A 14,540-nucleotide genomic window follows, 5' to 3' on the forward strand; every position below is an offset into this window, starting at 1 on the left:
CGCCCGTGAAGGATGACACCGTGCCCGACCTGTCGGTCCTGGTCCTGCCCGACCGCGACCCGGCGCGCTTCGTCGCCGACGTGCGCGCCGCGGAGGCGATGGGCGTACGCACCGTGTGGACCTACGACCACCTGACCTGGCAGCCGTTGCAGGACGCGCCCTGGCACGCCGCCGTGCCCATGCTCGCCGCCGCGGCCGTCTCCACCACCCGGGTGCGCCTCGGCACCCAGGTCGCCACGCCGAACTACCGGCACCCGGTCACCTTCGCCAAGGAGATCGTGACCCTGGACCACCTCAGCGGCGGCCGGCTGGAGATCGGCGTGGGCGCGGGCGCGGAGAGCTCCGACTCCCGGGTGCTCGGCGACCCGCAGCGCACGCTGGGCGAGCGCTTCGCCCGCTTCGCCGAGTGGCTGGGCCTGCTGGACCACCTGCTCACCCACGAGGTGACCACGGTGCGCGGGCCCCGCTACAGCGCCGTGGAGGCCCGGCGCATCCCCGGCTGCGTGCAGCGGCCCCGCGTGCCGCTCACGGTGGGCGCCGCGGGCCCCCGGGCGCTGCGGCTGGCGGCCCGGCACGGGCAGGCATGGGTGACGTACGGGCCGTACCGGGGGCGGGACGACCCGGAGGAGTGGTTCGCCGCGCTGGCCGCGCAGGGCGCCGCACTGGACGAGGCGCTGGCCGCCGAGGGCAGGCCCCCGGGCGCGGTACGCCGCATCGCCCAGGTCGCGCTGGACGTGACCTGGCCGTTCCGCGGCGCGGGCGCGTACGCGGACTTCGCCGGCCGCCTGGCCGAGCTGGGCTTCGACGAGATCGCCGTCCACTGGCCCCGCCACGACGACGGCAGGGGCGTGCCGGAGCACGCGCTGGCGTACCTCGCCGCCGTGCACCTGCCCGGCCCCGCAGATTCCACAAGGAAGGCAGAACACGATGAATAGGACGAGCAGGCTCGCCATCGACGTCGGCGGCACCTTCACCGACGTCGTCGAGCTGAACCCGGAGACCGGGGTGCTCCGCTTCGACAAGGTGCCCACCACCCCCGACGAGCCCACGCGCGGCGTGATGAACGCCTTCGGCCTCGCCGAGGCGCCGGTGCCGGAGATCGGGATGTTCACCCACGGCACCACGCTCGGCCTGAACGCGCTGCTCACCCGCACCGGCGCCCGCACCGCCGTGATCGGCACCAAGGGGTTCCGTGACGTCTACCTGCTGGGCCGCACCGACCGGCGCACCAACTACGACATCACCTACCGCAAGCCCCCGGCGCTGCTGGAGCGCTACGACACCTTCGAGGTCGCCGAGCGCAGCCTGTTCGACGGCAGCGTGCACACCCCGATCGACCTGGACGACGCCCGCCGGGTCGCCGAGATCGTCGCCGAGCGCGGCTACCAGTCGGTGGCGGTCGCCTTCCTGCACTCCTACGCCAACCCGGCGCACGAGCTGAAGATGCGCGAGGTGCTCGCCGAGGTCGCCCCGGACGTCGCGGTCACCCTCTCGCACGAGCTGTCGCGCGAGTACCGCGAGTACGAGCGCACCAGCACCGCCGTGCTCGACGCCTACGTCAAGCCGATCGTGCGGCGCTACCTGCACGCGCTGGAGGGCGAGCTGGCCGGGGGCGGCTTCGGCGGCCGGTTCCTGATGACCCGCTCCGGCGGCGGCGCGATGACCGCCACCGCGGCCCGCGAGCAGCCGGTCAGCCTGATCCTGTCCGGCCCGGCGGGCGGGGTGATCGGCGCCGCGGCGCTGTCGCGGGCGCTGGGCACGCCCAACCTGATCACCATCGACATGGGCGGCACCAGCCTGGACGCCTCGCTGATCCTGGACCACGAGCCCGTGCTGTACCAGGGCGCGGAGTTCGAGGGCCTGCCGATCAACACGCCGTCGCTGTACATCCACACCATCGGCGCGGGCGGCGGCTCCATCGCCTGGCTGGACGAGGCGGGCGCGCTGCAGGTCGGCCCGCAGAGCGCGGGCGCGGCCCCCGGCCCCGCCTCGTACGGGCGCGGCGGCACCGCGCCGACCTTCACCGACGCCGCGCTCGCCATCGGCTACCTCGGCGCGGAGACCCCGCTCGGCGGCAAGCTCACCCTGGACGCGGACCTCGCCGCCAAGGCGCTGCAGCCGATCGCCGACCGCCTCTGCATGACCGTCCAGGCGCTGGCCCGCGGCGTGGTGCGGATCTCCAACATGAAGATCATGGGCGCGGTGCGCGCCATCACCGTCGAGCTGGGCCGCGACCCCAAGGACTTCGCGCTGCTGTCCTTCGGCGGCGGTGGCGGCCTGGTCGCGGTCGAGGTGGCCCGGGAGCTGGGCATCCCCACCGTGATCGTGCCGCCGGGCCAGGGCGCGTTCTCCGCCTTCGGCATGCTCATGGCCGACGTGCAGCACGACTACGCCCGTACGGCCGTCACCCCGCTGGACGCGCTCGACCCGGCCGCCGCCGACGCGGCGTACCGGGAGATGGAGGCCGAGGCCGAGGCGCGGCTGGCCGAGGAGGGCTTCGGGCCGGAGGGCCGCACGCTCACCCGCACCCTGGACGTGCGTTACGCCGGGCAGGAGCACTCGGTCACCGTCGCCTTCCCCGCCGATCCGGCCGCGATGGCGGAGGCGGTCTCGGCGAGCTTCGCCGAGCTGCACGAGCGCCAGTACGGCCACACCATGGACGACCCGATCGAGATCACCACGCTGCGGCTGCGCGCGACCGGCTCGGTGGACAAGCCCGAGCTGCCGCGCATCGCCGCCCGCCCGGCGGGGGAGGGGCCGCAGGCCGAGGGCGCCCGCCCGGTCTACCTCTCCCAGGACGAGCCGGAGGTCCCCTACGCCCTCTACACGCGCGAGGCGCTGCTCGCCGGCGACGAGGTGGCGGGCCCGGCCGTGATCGCCGAGCACACCGCGACCACCGTCATCCACGCCGGCGACACGCTCCGCGTGGGGCAGTACGGCGAGCTGGTCATCTCCGTGCACGACCGGACCGAGGAGGTCACCAAGTGAGCACCACAGCGAGCACCACAGCGAGCACCGCGGCGAGCACCGACTCCATCACCACCGAGATCATCCGGCACGGCCTGCTGGCCGCGGCCGAGGAGATGGCCCGCAACCTGTGCCGCACGGCGTACAACACCGTCGTCTACGAGATCCACGACTACGGCATCGGCATCCACGACGCCGCCGGAGACGTGGTGGCCGACGCGCCCGGCATCGCGGTGTTCACCCGGGGCAACGACCACGGCATCAAGCGGGCGCTGGAGTTCCTGGGCGAGGACAAGATGGAACCCGGCGACGTGTTCATCCTGAACTACCCCTACTGGGCCTCCGCGCACACGCTGGACCCGCTGGTGTTCGCGCCCATCCACCACGAGGACCGGCTGATCGGCTTCGCCTCCTGCCGCATCCACGTGCTGGACCTGAAGCAGAAGGACGCCGGGTACGTCCTGGACTCCACGGACATGTACCAGGAAGGGCTGTTCTTCCCCTGCTCCAAGCTGTACCGGCGCGGGGTGCTGAACGAGGACGTGTTCAACATCGTCCGGTTCAACAGCCGCATGCCCGAGCGCACCATCGGTGACATCCAGGCCCAGGTCTCCGCCTGCGTCACCGGGGTGCGCCGGACCCGCGAGATCGCCGCCAAGTACGGCGCCGGCACCCTGCTGGCCGCCATGGACGCCATCAACGACCACGGCGAGCGGCTGGCCCGCCTCGCGCTGGCCAAGCTGCCCAAGGGCACCTGGACCGCGCACGACTTCGTGGACAGCGACGGCGTGGACACCGACCGGCTGATCAAGCTCAACGCCACGGTGACCATCACCGACGACGAGATGATCATCGACTGGACGGGCAGCGAGAAGGACGTGCGCGGCCCGATCAACCTGCCGGTGGGCCAGACCGAGGCGTTCTGCAGCCTGATCTTCAAGGCGATGACCACCCCCGACACCCCGGTGGTCGCGGGCAACTTCCGGCCGCTGCGGGTGATCACCGAGCCCGGCTCGGTGGTGCACGCGGTGCCGCCGATGCCCACCTTCACCCTGTGGACCGGCCTGCTCGGCGGCGAGGTCGTGCTGAAGGCGCTGGCCCAGGGCATGCCGGACAAGGTGCCCGCCTGCTCCGGCGGCGACGTCTGCTCGATGATGGGCCTGGGCGTCAACCCGCGCACCGGCGAGGCGTGGCTGGAGGCCACCAACGAGGCCGTCGGCTTCGGCGCCCACGCGGGCGGCGACGGCGAGGACGGCATCATGCACCTGTCGGAGCCGGGCTGCCGCAACAACCCGGTGGAGGTGCTGGAGACCAAGTCGCCGATGTTCATCGAGTCCTACGGCTACCGCCCCGACACCGGCGGGCCGGGGCTGCACCGGGGCGGAGTGGGCGTCGGGCGTACGTACCGGTTCACCGCGCCGTCCACCGGCATCTGCCTGGTCTACAAGACCAAGACCGAGCCGTGGGCGATCGGCGGGGGACGCCCCGGCAAGCCCAACCAGATCGTGCTCAACCCCGGCACCGAGCGCGAGGTCGTGCAGGGCGGCAGCTACAACCGGCTGGAGGCCGGGGAGGTGCTGGTCAACAACACCGGCGGCGGCGGAGGCTACGGCGATCCGTTCCTGCGCGATCCGGCGCGGGTGGCCAGGGACGTACGCAACGGCTTCGTCAGCGTCGAGGCCGCCGCCCGCGACTACGGCGTGGCCGTGGACCCGGCCACGTTCGAGGTGGACGCCGAGGCGACCGCTAGGCTCCGCGCATGAGTCTCACGATCGTCAATGCCCAGGTCTTCGACGGGGAGTCCGCGGACCTGCTCGACGGCCCGGTGCACATCGAGGGCGACCGGATCGTCTCGGTGGGCGACGCGCCCGGCGACGCCGACGAGGTGATCGACGCCCGCGGCGGCACCGTGATCCCCGGCCTGATCGACGCGCACTGCCACGCGTACGGCATCGGGCTCGGCCTGCTGGAGATCGAGTCCACCCCGCTCAGCTACGTCGCGCTGTCGGGCGCCAGGAGGCTGGGCGCGGCGCTGGCGCGCGGCTTCACCACCGTGCGCGACGTGGCCGGCGGCGACCCCGGCCTGGCGCGGGCCATCGCCGAGGGCATGATCCCGGCCCCGCGCTACCTGTACACCGGGCCGGCGCTCACCCAGACCGGCGGCCACGGCGACCCGCGTCCCGGCGACTCCGACCTGTGCGGCTGCTGGGCCCACACCGGGGAGATCGTGGACGGCGTGGACCCGCTGCGCCGGGCGGTGCGCGAGCGGTTCCGGCGCGGCGCGCACGCCATCAAGATCATGACCTCCGGCGGGGTCGTGTCGCTGACCGACCCGATCCGCATCCCGCAGTACTCGCCGGAGGAGGTGCGCGCGGTCACCGAGGAGGCCACGCGGCGTGGCAGCTACGTCGCCGCGCACGCGTACTCGCCGGAGGCCATCGCGCACTCGGTGACCAACGGCGTGCGCTCCATCGAGCACGGCAACCTGATGGACGAGCCGACGGCCGCGCTGATGGCCGAGCACGGGGCGTTCCTGGTGCCGACGCTGGCCGCGTACGACGCGCTGGACCGGCGCGGGCCCGAGCTGGGCCTGGCGCCCATCTCGCAGCAGAAGAACCGCGAGGTGCTGGACTCCGGGCGGCGCGCGGTGGAGCTGGCGCGGGCGGCCGGGGTGCGGATCGGCTTCGGCACCGACCTGATGGGCGCGCTGGAGGACGAGCAGCTCCAGGGCCTGCGGTTGCAGGTGGAGGTCGAAGGTCCGCTGGAGACGCTGCGCTCGGCGACCTCCGTGAACGCCGAGCTGATCGGCCGGGCCGACCTGGGCCGGGTGCGCGCCGGCGCGGTCGCCGACCTGGTGCTGTTCGAGGGGAACCCGCTGGAGGAGCCCTCGCTGCTGTGGCAGGGCGCCCGCCGGATCGTGCAGGCGGGGCGGCTACTCGCGCTGTGACCCGCCGGCGGCGGGCAGCACGAGATCGGCGTACACCGGGCGGTGGTCGGTGCCGGTCAGGTCGAGCACCCGGAAGTCGCGGATCGCGATCCGCTCGTCGGCGAACACGTGGTCGATCGTGACGCCCGGGACCGGCTCCCAGCCCTGGCGCGGCCAGGTCGGTGTCCAGCCCTGCCCGGTGACGTCGGCCGCGTCGCGGTAGCCGCTCGCCAGCAGCTCCCGGAGCCGCGCGTGGTCGAGGGTGGCGTTGAAGTCGCCCGCGAGCACGCGCGGCATCCCGCCGGCGCGGGGCAGCTCGGCCAGGCCGCTGTCCCAGCACGGCACCTTGTAGTCGTAGCGGGGCGCGCACGGGTGCACCGAGACGATCTCGACCTGAAGCCCGCCCGGGTGCGTCAGCACCGCCCTGGCCTGGCCGAAGTTGCCCTCCTTGATGATCGGCAGCTCGCGGAGGGGGTGCCTGGCGTAGATCCCCGAGCCGCCCACGCCCGGCTCGGCGCGGTTGACGCGGTGCGGCAGCGTCTTGCGCAGCCCGCGCTCCTCCAGCCGCTCCCGCGCCTCGGGGGTGAGCTCCTGGATCGCCAGGACGTCCGGGTCCAGGTCCCGCACCAGGTCCATCAGCATGACGGTGTCGGCCGCGCCCACCGCGAGGTTGGCGGCGAGCACCCGCAGCCGCCGCCCCGCGTCGGCCTCGGCCGCGTCCCCGCCGTCGGGCACCTGCCTGGGCACCACGGCCAGCGCCAGCGCCACGCAGACCAGCAGGGCGACCCCGGCGGCGAGGCGCCGCCGCATGGCCAGGGCCGCCAGCAGCGGCACGAGTGAGGCGGCGGCGACGTACGGCGTGAAGGCCACCAGGGCCACCCACTGCCAGACGGGCGTCCATCCCCCGAACCACAGCGCGGTCCACACCGCGAACGGCGCCACCAGCACCCAGACGACCGCGCCCGCCCACCGCGATTTGATCACGAGAGCGCAGCGTAGCGGCCGTCTGGGGTCACATGTGGGATTTACGGTGCTTCGGTCAGCCGCAGGTGCGCAGCATCTCCTCCAGCGCCTGCTTCTCCTTCTCGTCCACCGACAGCTCCCAGGTGGCCTTGACGTCGATCCAGGAGCGGGCGTACATGCAGTGGAAGCCGCGCAGCGGCGGGCGCCACACGGCCGGGTCCTTGTCGCCCTTGGCCTGGTTCACGTTGTCGGTGACCGACCAGAGCTGGCTGGAGTCCAGGTCGTTGGCGAACCGCTCGCGCCGCTGCGTCGTCCACTCGGACGCGCCCGACTTCCACGCCTCCGACAGCGGCACCATGTGGTCGATGTCGATGTCGGAAGACCGCTGCCAGACCGCACCGTCGTACGGGGACAGCCAGGTCCCCTCGACGGCCCGGCACTCGGCGTCGGTGGTGACGCCGGAGCCGTCGCGGCGCAGCACGACCTCCCTGGTGTCGCAGGCGCCCGACACGGTGGACCAGTGCGGGAACTTCTTGCGCGAGTACCCGGTGGCGGGCCCGGCCGGGCGGACCTGGAGCTCGCCGAGCCGGACCAGCGCGACCGCGGCGGACGCCGGGGGCGGAGGCAGGGCCGGTGCCGCCAGTGCCGCCGGTGCGGCCGGCACGGCCGGTGCCCCCGGCGCGGCGGGTGCGGCCTGGGCGGCGGTGCACAGCGGGGCCGTGAACGCCGCCGCGGCGAATGCGAAAGCGATTCGTGTGATCTTCACGCGCCGGACGGTAGGCGCCGCGGACGCCCGCGCGGCCGGGGCCGCGCGGGCGTTGACGATCTTCGGATCGGTTGCGGGAGCCCGCCTGACCGGCGGATTGCCGGAGATTGATCAGGGCGCCCAGGCAGGCGCGACCGCCCAGGTCACGTCCTCGTCGTAGCGGGCCGGGGCGTCGAAGGCGTGCGAGCCGCCCGGGACCGCGATGTGCACCGCCTCGGCGAAGTGCCGCACGTGGTGCCCCGGGATGTTGTACGACGCGAGCGCCACCCCGGTGCCGCCCGCGCGCGGCGGCTGGGCGCAGAAGGTGGCGTCCTGGTCGAACAGGGCGGTGCCGTCGCGGGCGTCCTTGCGCACCCGGAAGTCGCTGTGCCGCAGGTAGTGGCCGGGGAAGTTGCGCGACTCCAGGGAGTAGCAGCTCCCGTCGGCCAGGCCCCGGCGCACCAGGAAGGTGGCGTCCTGCTTCAGCGTGGCGCCGCTGGAGGCGGTGACGACGTCCGTGCGGGCCAGGGAGTCCTGGTGGCGCAGGTAGCGGTCGGTGAACCCGGGCGTCGTCACCCGCAGCGACACCGCCGCGCCCTCGGCCAGGTTCGCCCCGCTGCGCCACCACGGCGTCGTGACCGCCCAGGTGACGTCCGCCGCGAAGGAGGCGGGCGCGTCCCAGGGGTTCGGGCCGCCCTCGCGCGCCACGTACACGGCCTCGTTGTAGTGCCGCAGGAAGTGGCCGGGCAGGTTGACCGGCTCCAGCGTCACGCCCGCGCCCGCCCTCGGCTCGCGGGCGCAGAAGGTGGCGTCGCGGTCGAACAGCGCGGTGCCGTCGCGGGCGTCCTTGCGCACCCGGTAACCGCTGTGCCGCAGGTAGTGGCCGGGGAAGTTGCGCGACTCGAAGGAGTGGCAGGCGGGGTCGGCCAGGCCCCGGCGTACGAAGAACGACGCGTCCTGCCTGGGCGTGTCGCCGCTCCCGGCGGCGATCACGTCGGTGCGGGCCAGGGAGTCCTGGTGGCGCAGCGAGCGGTCGGTGTAGCCCGGCGTGGTCACCCGCAGCGAGACCAGCCGGTCGGGCACCAGGCCGGAGGCCGCGGCCAGCACCCCCAGGTTCGCCGCCCGCACCCGGGCCGCGTCCATCTTGCGCACCACCCGGTCATAGGTCCAGATGCCGTTGACCTCGTTCTCCACGTCGGTGGGCTGGGTGTAGACCGCCGCGGACAGCCCGTAGTCGAGCAGCAGCGGCTTGAGCCGCTCGGCCGCCAGGACGTAGCGGTCGGTGAGCGTGGCCGCGTCGGGCGCCATCTCGTAGGCGAAGCCGGTGCCCGGCCACTCGTGCCCCGGGCTGCGCAGGCCGAACCCGCCGTACTCGCCCAGCACCGCCACCCGCGTGGCCGTCGGCCGCTGCGGGTTGCCCGGCCCGACGTAGATGTGGTCGTCGATCACGTCGCCGTTGCCGCCGTCGAAGCCGCAGCAGTTGGACCCGGAGTTGTTGTTCACCAGCCGCGACGGGTCCCAGCCCTTGACCAGGTCGGCGATGCGGGCCGGGTCGTACTCGCCCCAGCCCTCGTTGAACGGCACCCACTGCACGATCGAGGGGAAGCCGCGCAGGTGGTCCACCATGCGGCGCAGCTCGGACTCGAAGTTGGCCCGGTCGGACGCCGACGGGCTGACGCCGGTGCGCATCGACGGCATGTCCTGCCACACCATCAGGCCCAGCCGGTCGGCCCAGTAGTACCAGCGGGCGGGCTCGACCTTCACGTGCTTGCGCACGGTGTTGTAGCCCAGGGCCTTCTGCTGCTCCAGGTCGAAGCGGAGCGCGGCGTCAGTGGGCGCGGTGTAGATGCCGTCGGGCCAGTAGCCCTGGTCGAGGGTGCCGAACTGGAAGACGAACCTGCCGTTGAGCGTGGGCCGCAGCACGCCGCCGACCATGGCCTTGCCGACCGAGCGCATGCCGAAGTAGCCGGTCACCGTGTCACCGCCGCCGGTGCCGGTGAGCGTCACGCGCAGGTCGTACAGGAAGGGGTCGTCGGGGGTCCACAGCCGGGCGTTCGGCACGGGCACCCGCAGGTGCGCCCCCACCGCGCCCGTCGCCGTGCCGACCACCTGCCCGCCGCTCAGGGCCTCGGCGCGCACCTGCTGGCCGCTGATCCCCGCCCCGTGCACGACCAGGTCGAGCTGCCCGGCCGCGACGTCGGGCGTGGTGTCGAGGCGGGTGATCCTGGCCGGGTTCACCGGCTCGATCCACACGCTCTGCCAGATCCCGGACGCCGCGGTGTAGAAGATCCCGCCGGGCGAGCGGCGCTGCTTGCCCACCGGGATGCCGGCCGCGTCCACGGGGGACCACACCCCGACGATGATCTCGTTCTCGCCCGCCCGCAGCGCGCCGGTGATGTCCAGGCTGAACGGGTCGTACGCGCCGGTGTGGGAGCCCACCGCGGTCCCGTTCACCCAGACCCGGGCCTCCCAGTTCACCGCGCCGAAGTTGAGCTGCACCCGCCTGCCCGACCAGGAGGCCGGGACGGTGAACGTGCGCCGGTACCACATGCGGTCCTCGTGCCGCTGGATCTGCGACAACCCCGACTCGATCGGGTACGGCACCAGCACCCGCTCGGCCAGGTTCTGCCCGGTGGGCGGGCTGTCGATCGAGCCGGTCCCGGCGAACTGCCACATGCCGTTCAGGCTCTGCCACTCGGAGCGTACGAGCTGCGGCCGGGGATACTCCGGCAGCGGGTTGGAGGTGGAGACCTGCGCGGTCCACGGCGTGGTCAGCGGCGGTGCGGCGGCGGCGGGCTGCTGCACGCCCGTCAGCACGCCGGCCGCCACGAGTAACGCCACCGCGGCGCGGCGGCCCCACCAGGAGGGTCTGTTCATGTCGTCTCCTTGACCTGAACGAGCCGGATCCCCCCACGGAGCGCGCCCGGAAGCGACCGAAGTTGAGCGCTTCAGGACGCAACGCGACCATATAGCGCCGGTGCAGGTTTTGAAATAGTCAGTTTGCCGACTGATTCAGATCGCGTGTGCCCGCCGGCCGGGCGTGCGGACGGGCACGCCGGCGAGGCGCACGTGCGCGACGCGCGGATGAGGGCCTGCGGCCGGGATCAGGCGGGCTTGCGGGCCACGCCGACGGCCACCCAGGCGCGGTCGGGGCGGCCGTACGCGTTGGGGGAGTCGGGACGCCACTCGCGGATGTAGGTCAGGCCCGGCTCCACCAGCTCCCAGCCGTCGAAGAAGCGGGCCACCTCGGCCTTGGTGCGGGAGGCGTCCTCGGTGCGGCCGAAGACCTCCTGGTAGATGCGCACCAGCGGCTCGGCGGCGTCGGGCCGGGAGTCGAAGACGACGTGCGCGATGACGAGGTGGCTGCCCGGGGCGAGCAGTTCGCGCAACCGGGCCATGCTCTTGTACGGGTCGTCCTCGTCGGGGATGTACTGCAGCACCCCGTAGATCAGCACCCCGACCGGGCGCTCCAGGTCGATGACGGCCTGCAGCGCCGGATCGGCCAGGAACTCCTCCGGGTGCATGACGTCGCCCTTCACCACAGCGGTGCGGGGGTCGGTGGCCAGCAGCGCGCGGGCGTGGGTCAGCACCACCGGGTCGTCGTCCACGTAGGCCACCCGGGCGTCGGGATCGAGCTCCCGGGCGACCTCGTGGATGTTCCGCTGCGTCGGCAGGCCCCCGCTCACGGTGACGAACTGGGTGACGCCCGCCTCGATGAGGTAGCGGACGGAGCGGGCCCGGAACGCCTGGTTCTCCAGGGCCATCTCCCTGATCTCCGGGGCGATGGCCAGGGCCTTCTCGGCGGCCTCACGGTCGGCGGCGAAGTTGTCCTTGCCGCCGAGGTAGTAGTCGTTCATGCGGGCGGCGTTGGGGGTCCTGGCGCTGAAGCCACCGACGTGGCGGGGAACCTCTCCCTCGTCGCTCACTCGCCAACTCCCCAGACGGCCTCACCCGGACTACCAGCGACATCTTAGATCGGAATCGCTGTCCGACGCACCCCATTACAGAACGTTCACGGCATACGTGACCGGGCGCGCTCGGCGGCGGCGACGGCGTTGCGGAACAGCATGGCGACCGTGGTGGGGCCGACCCCGCCGACGCGCGGCGTGATGGCCCCGGCCACCCGCTCGCAGGACTCGTCCACGTCCGGGAGCAGGCGGCGGCCCTCGTACCGGACGCCGCCGCCGATCACCACCGCGCCCGGCCGTACGTGCTCCGGCTGGATGATCCCCGGCACGCCCGCCGCCGCCACCAGGATGTCGGCGCGCCGGGTGTAGCGCGGCCAGTCGGGCACGCCGGTGTGCACCACCGTGACCGCCGCGTTGGCCGTGGGCCGCTTCTGCGCCAGCATCATGGCCAGCGGCCGGCCGAGCGTCGCCCCGCGGCCCAGGATCACCACCTCGCGCCCGGCCACCGGGATCTCGTAGTGCGCCAGCAGCGCCTCGATCCCGGCCGGGGTGCACGGCAGCGGCCCCGGCATGCCGAGCGCGAGCCTGCCCATGTTCAGCGGGTGCATGCCATCGACGTCCTTGTCCGGATCGACCTCCTGCAGCGCCCGGTCGTAGTCGAGATGCCCCGGCACCGGGTACTGCACCAGCAGGCCGTGCACCGCCGGGTCGGCGTTGAACGCCGCGATCACCGCGTGCAGGTCGGCCTGCGTCGCGGTGGCGGGCAGGTGCTCGTGCGGCGAGACGAAGCCCAGCTCGGCGGCCTGGCGCTGCTTGATCCGGATGTACCCGGCGCTGGCGTCGTCGTCGCCGACGAGCACCGTGGCCAGGGCCGGGATCACCCCCCGGTCGCGCAGCGCCGCGACCCGGGCGCGTACGTCGGCGAGCACGGCCTCGGCGACCGGGCCGCCGGGCAGCATGCGGGCGGTGTGGGCGACGGCGGACATGGCGGCTCCTCCCGGCGGGAGCCCAGGCGGGCGACTCCCGCGACAAGCTCCCCGATGGTTGCCGCCATCCTCGTGCCGCCAGTCGCGTCCACCCCCAGCATGCCCCATCCGGACGGCACGCGGGTCAGGACACGGCGGCGGGGGCGGGATGCCGCGGCGCCCGCCGCCGGCCGCCCGAGGCCACGTACAGCAGGTACTCCAGCGGCCCGCGCCGGAAGAACCGGCTCCACACCGCCGCGAACACCGTGATCGTCAGCACGAACGCGACCAGCACCGCGGTGGGCGAGCCGAGGTACCGCTCGGCCTCCACGAACCGGATCACCAGCAGGTGCGCGACGTACGCGGTGAGCGACATCGCGCCGACCGCCACCACCGGCGCCGCGAGCCGCCGCAGCCGGGGCAGCGCGTCCATGGCCGCCGACGCGGCCACGATCACCAGGATCGCCACCCCGATGTTCCCGGCGATCTCGAAGAAGGTGTTGCTGTGCGGCAGGGCGACCAGCAGCCTGGCGGCCACCGACCCCTGGTCCTGCACGATGTACTCCGACCCGGCCGCGGCGGCGGCGGCCGACCCCTGGGCGACCTCCGCGCCCACGCCGGTGAACACGTTGACGACCAGCCACGACACGCCGTACCCGGCCAGGCACAGCCCCGCCCCGGCCCCCGCCAGCCGCACCCGCGCCGCGGTGGAGGCCAGGTCCATCCGCCCCAGCGCCATCCCGGCCAGCACGTACGCCATCCAGCTCACCGCCGGGAACGCCCCGGCCAGCAGCAGGTCGATGAAGCCCCGCCCGCTCATCATGTTGACCGGGTCGTACGCGGCGAAGGTGTCCAGCCACTCCCCGGGGATCACCATCGGCGCCAGCGCCACCACCGGCCCGACGGCCGCGACCACGAGCGCCGCCACCGCGAGCGCGGAGGCGCGCCACCACAGGAACGGCAGCGCGAGCAGGAAGAACACGCCGTAGTAGGGGATGATCACCGAGATCGGGGTGCCCAGCATGGTGAGCAGAGTCCCCAGCACCAGCAGGATCCCACCCCGCACCGCGACCCGCCGCACCCTGCGCCGCGAGTCCACCGGCCGCACCCGCCCCGCGAGCAGCACCAGCGACAACCCCGCCAACGTCGCGAACAACGCCGCCGACCGCCCCTGCGCCAGCCAGAGCACGACCCCCGCGAGCCGGGACACACTCTCCGGATCGGGCCCCACATGCACCGCGAACATCCCGAACACCGCCAGAGCCCGGGCCAGATCGATCCCGAGAATCCGCCCCCCGGACGACGACCCACCCTGCTCCGCGGCAGTCACCTCGGCCAGTTCCCCGACCGGCGCGAACTCCATCATGGGACAGGAATCATAAATCCCCCCAATCCCCTTCACACCCCGAACCTCATTACTTTCCCTCCGCAACCCACCGCGAGGCCCCAGCAGTGAAGCCCCAGCCCGTCGCGATTCCCCTCAGAACGGGGCGGGGGAGTGGGCGGATCCTCCACAAGGGAGATGCGGCGGAGTGCCGGAGCCCGCCCGAACGCGACGCCCCCGCCTTCTCCCCCCACCGCCATCGGGAGCGGGCCACGCCGAACCGCGCCGCGCCAGACGGAGCCAGGCCACGCAGAACCGCCCCAGGCCGCGCTGGGCCAGACCGGGCCGCGCCGAGCCGTGCCAGAACGGACAGCGCGGCCCCGCCCGGCCAGGCCAGCCGGGCGGTGGGGTGTCGTGCCAGGCGGTGCCGGGCGGGGCCGGGCCGCGCCGAGCTGTGGCGGGCCGGAGAGCATGGGCCGGGCGGGGCCGGGCCTGCCGGGCGGTGGGGTTGTGCCAGGCGGTGCCGGGTGGGGCCGGGCCGCGCCGAGCTGTGGCGGGCCGGGCGGTGCGGGCCGGGCGGGGCCGGGCCAGCCGGGCGGTGGGGTTGTGCCAGGCGGTGCCGGGTGGGGCCGGGCCGCGCCGAGCTGGGTTGCGTCCACGGAAGTGGTGTACGAGTTTGACCTGGTCACAAGCGCGGCGTCGTGAAAAGACGACGGCCATCGCGTGATCCTTTCGAGTAACG

Annotated in this window: 10 protein-coding genes and 1 riboswitch; of the genes, 4 read left to right on the forward strand and 6 right to left on the reverse strand. The window is 73.6% G+C overall.

Features of this window, described 5'->3' with window-relative positions; genetic code table 11:
* Window positions 1-5: 5 nt before the first annotated feature.
* Genes HNP84_RS06390 through HNP84_RS06405 form a run of 4 tightly spaced genes read left to right on the forward strand, consistent with a single transcriptional unit; the run spans window position 6 to window position 5,914 of the window.
* Window positions 6-935, forward strand: a complete 930-nt coding sequence (locus HNP84_RS06390; RefSeq protein WP_221335893.1) for an LLM class flavin-dependent oxidoreductase — start codon at window positions 6-8, stop codon at window positions 933-935.
* Complete coding sequence (locus HNP84_RS06395; protein ID WP_185048400.1) at window positions 928-2,988, forward strand: hydantoinase/oxoprolinase family protein; 2,061 nt, start codon at window positions 928-930, stop codon at window positions 2,986-2,988. The genes HNP84_RS06390 and HNP84_RS06395 overlap by 8 nt, the downstream gene beginning before the upstream one ends.
* Complete coding sequence (locus HNP84_RS06400; protein ID WP_185048401.1) at window positions 2,985-4,730, forward strand: hydantoinase B/oxoprolinase family protein; 1,746 nt, start codon at window positions 2,985-2,987, stop codon at window positions 4,728-4,730. Before HNP84_RS06395 ends, HNP84_RS06400 begins: the two co-directional genes overlap by 4 nt.
* Window positions 4,727-5,914, forward strand: a complete 1,188-nt coding sequence (locus HNP84_RS06405) for a metal-dependent hydrolase family protein (RefSeq protein WP_185048402.1) — start codon at window positions 4,727-4,729, stop codon at window positions 5,912-5,914. The genes HNP84_RS06400 and HNP84_RS06405 overlap by 4 nt, the downstream gene beginning before the upstream one ends.
* Here HNP84_RS06405 and HNP84_RS55865 read toward each other — a convergent pair.
* The 6 genes from HNP84_RS55865 to HNP84_RS06435 form a co-directional block, all read right to left on the reverse strand.
* A complete protein-coding gene (locus HNP84_RS55865) occupies window positions 5,900-6,877 on the reverse strand; it encodes an endonuclease/exonuclease/phosphatase family protein (RefSeq protein ID WP_185048403.1) in 978 nt (325 codons plus the stop codon). The genes HNP84_RS06405 and HNP84_RS55865 overlap by 15 nt on opposite strands.
* Before the next feature lie 55 nt (window positions 6,878-6,932).
* A complete protein-coding gene (locus HNP84_RS06415; RefSeq protein WP_312923983.1) occupies window positions 6,933-7,622 on the reverse strand; it encodes an HNH endonuclease family protein in 690 nt (229 codons plus the stop codon).
* 111 nt (window positions 7,623-7,733) lie between these two features.
* On the reverse strand, window positions 7,734-10,478 hold the full coding sequence (locus tag HNP84_RS06420) for an AbfB domain-containing protein (RefSeq protein WP_185048404.1): 2,745 nt from the start codon (window positions 10,476-10,478) through the stop codon (window positions 7,734-7,736).
* 227 nt (window positions 10,479-10,705) lie between these two features.
* The gene (locus tag HNP84_RS06425) at window positions 10,706-11,527 is read right to left on the reverse strand and encodes an SAM-dependent methyltransferase (RefSeq protein ID WP_312923985.1); all 822 of its coding nucleotides are present in this window, start codon (window positions 11,525-11,527) and stop codon (window positions 10,706-10,708) included.
* Window positions 11,528-11,613: 86 nt separating this feature from the next.
* Window positions 11,614-12,495, reverse strand: a complete 882-nt coding sequence (locus tag HNP84_RS06430; protein ID WP_185048405.1) for a bifunctional 5,10-methylenetetrahydrofolate dehydrogenase/5,10-methenyltetrahydrofolate cyclohydrolase — start codon at window positions 12,493-12,495, stop codon at window positions 11,614-11,616.
* A gap of 13 nt (window positions 12,496-12,508) precedes the next feature.
* A riboswitch (ZMP/ZTP riboswitch) is annotated at window positions 12,509-12,586 on the reverse strand.
* A 33-nt stretch (window positions 12,587-12,619) separates the two neighbouring features.
* Window positions 12,620-13,840: a heparan-alpha-glucosaminide N-acetyltransferase domain-containing protein gene (locus tag HNP84_RS06435; protein ID WP_221335894.1), complete on the reverse strand. Its 1,221-nt coding sequence runs from the start codon at window positions 13,838-13,840 to the stop codon at window positions 12,620-12,622.
* Between the last annotated feature and the right edge of the window lie 700 nt (window positions 13,841-14,540).

It is taken from the genome of Thermocatellispora tengchongensis, assembly GCF_014202315.1.
In the GTDB taxonomy this organism is placed as follows: domain Bacteria; phylum Actinomycetota; class Actinomycetes; order Streptosporangiales; family Streptosporangiaceae; genus Thermocatellispora; species Thermocatellispora tengchongensis.

Coding starts and splice junctions, on each gene's coding strand:
- HNP84_RS06420 (WP_185048404.1), bottom strand. CDS start 10,478: ATGAACAGACCCTCCTGGTGGGGCCGCCGCGCCGCGGTGGCGTTACTC.
- HNP84_RS06430 (WP_185048405.1), bottom strand. CDS start 12,495: ATGTCCGCCGTCGCCCACACCGCCCGCATGCTGCCCGGCGGCCCGGTC.
- HNP84_RS06405 (WP_185048402.1), top strand. CDS start 4,727: ATGAGTCTCACGATCGTCAATGCCCAGGTCTTCGACGGGGAGTCCGCG.
- HNP84_RS06395 (WP_185048400.1), top strand. CDS start 928: ATGAATAGGACGAGCAGGCTCGCCATCGACGTCGGCGGCACCTTCACC.
- HNP84_RS06435 (WP_221335894.1), bottom strand. CDS start 13,840: ATGATGGAGTTCGCGCCGGTCGGGGAACTGGCCGAGGTGACTGCCGCG.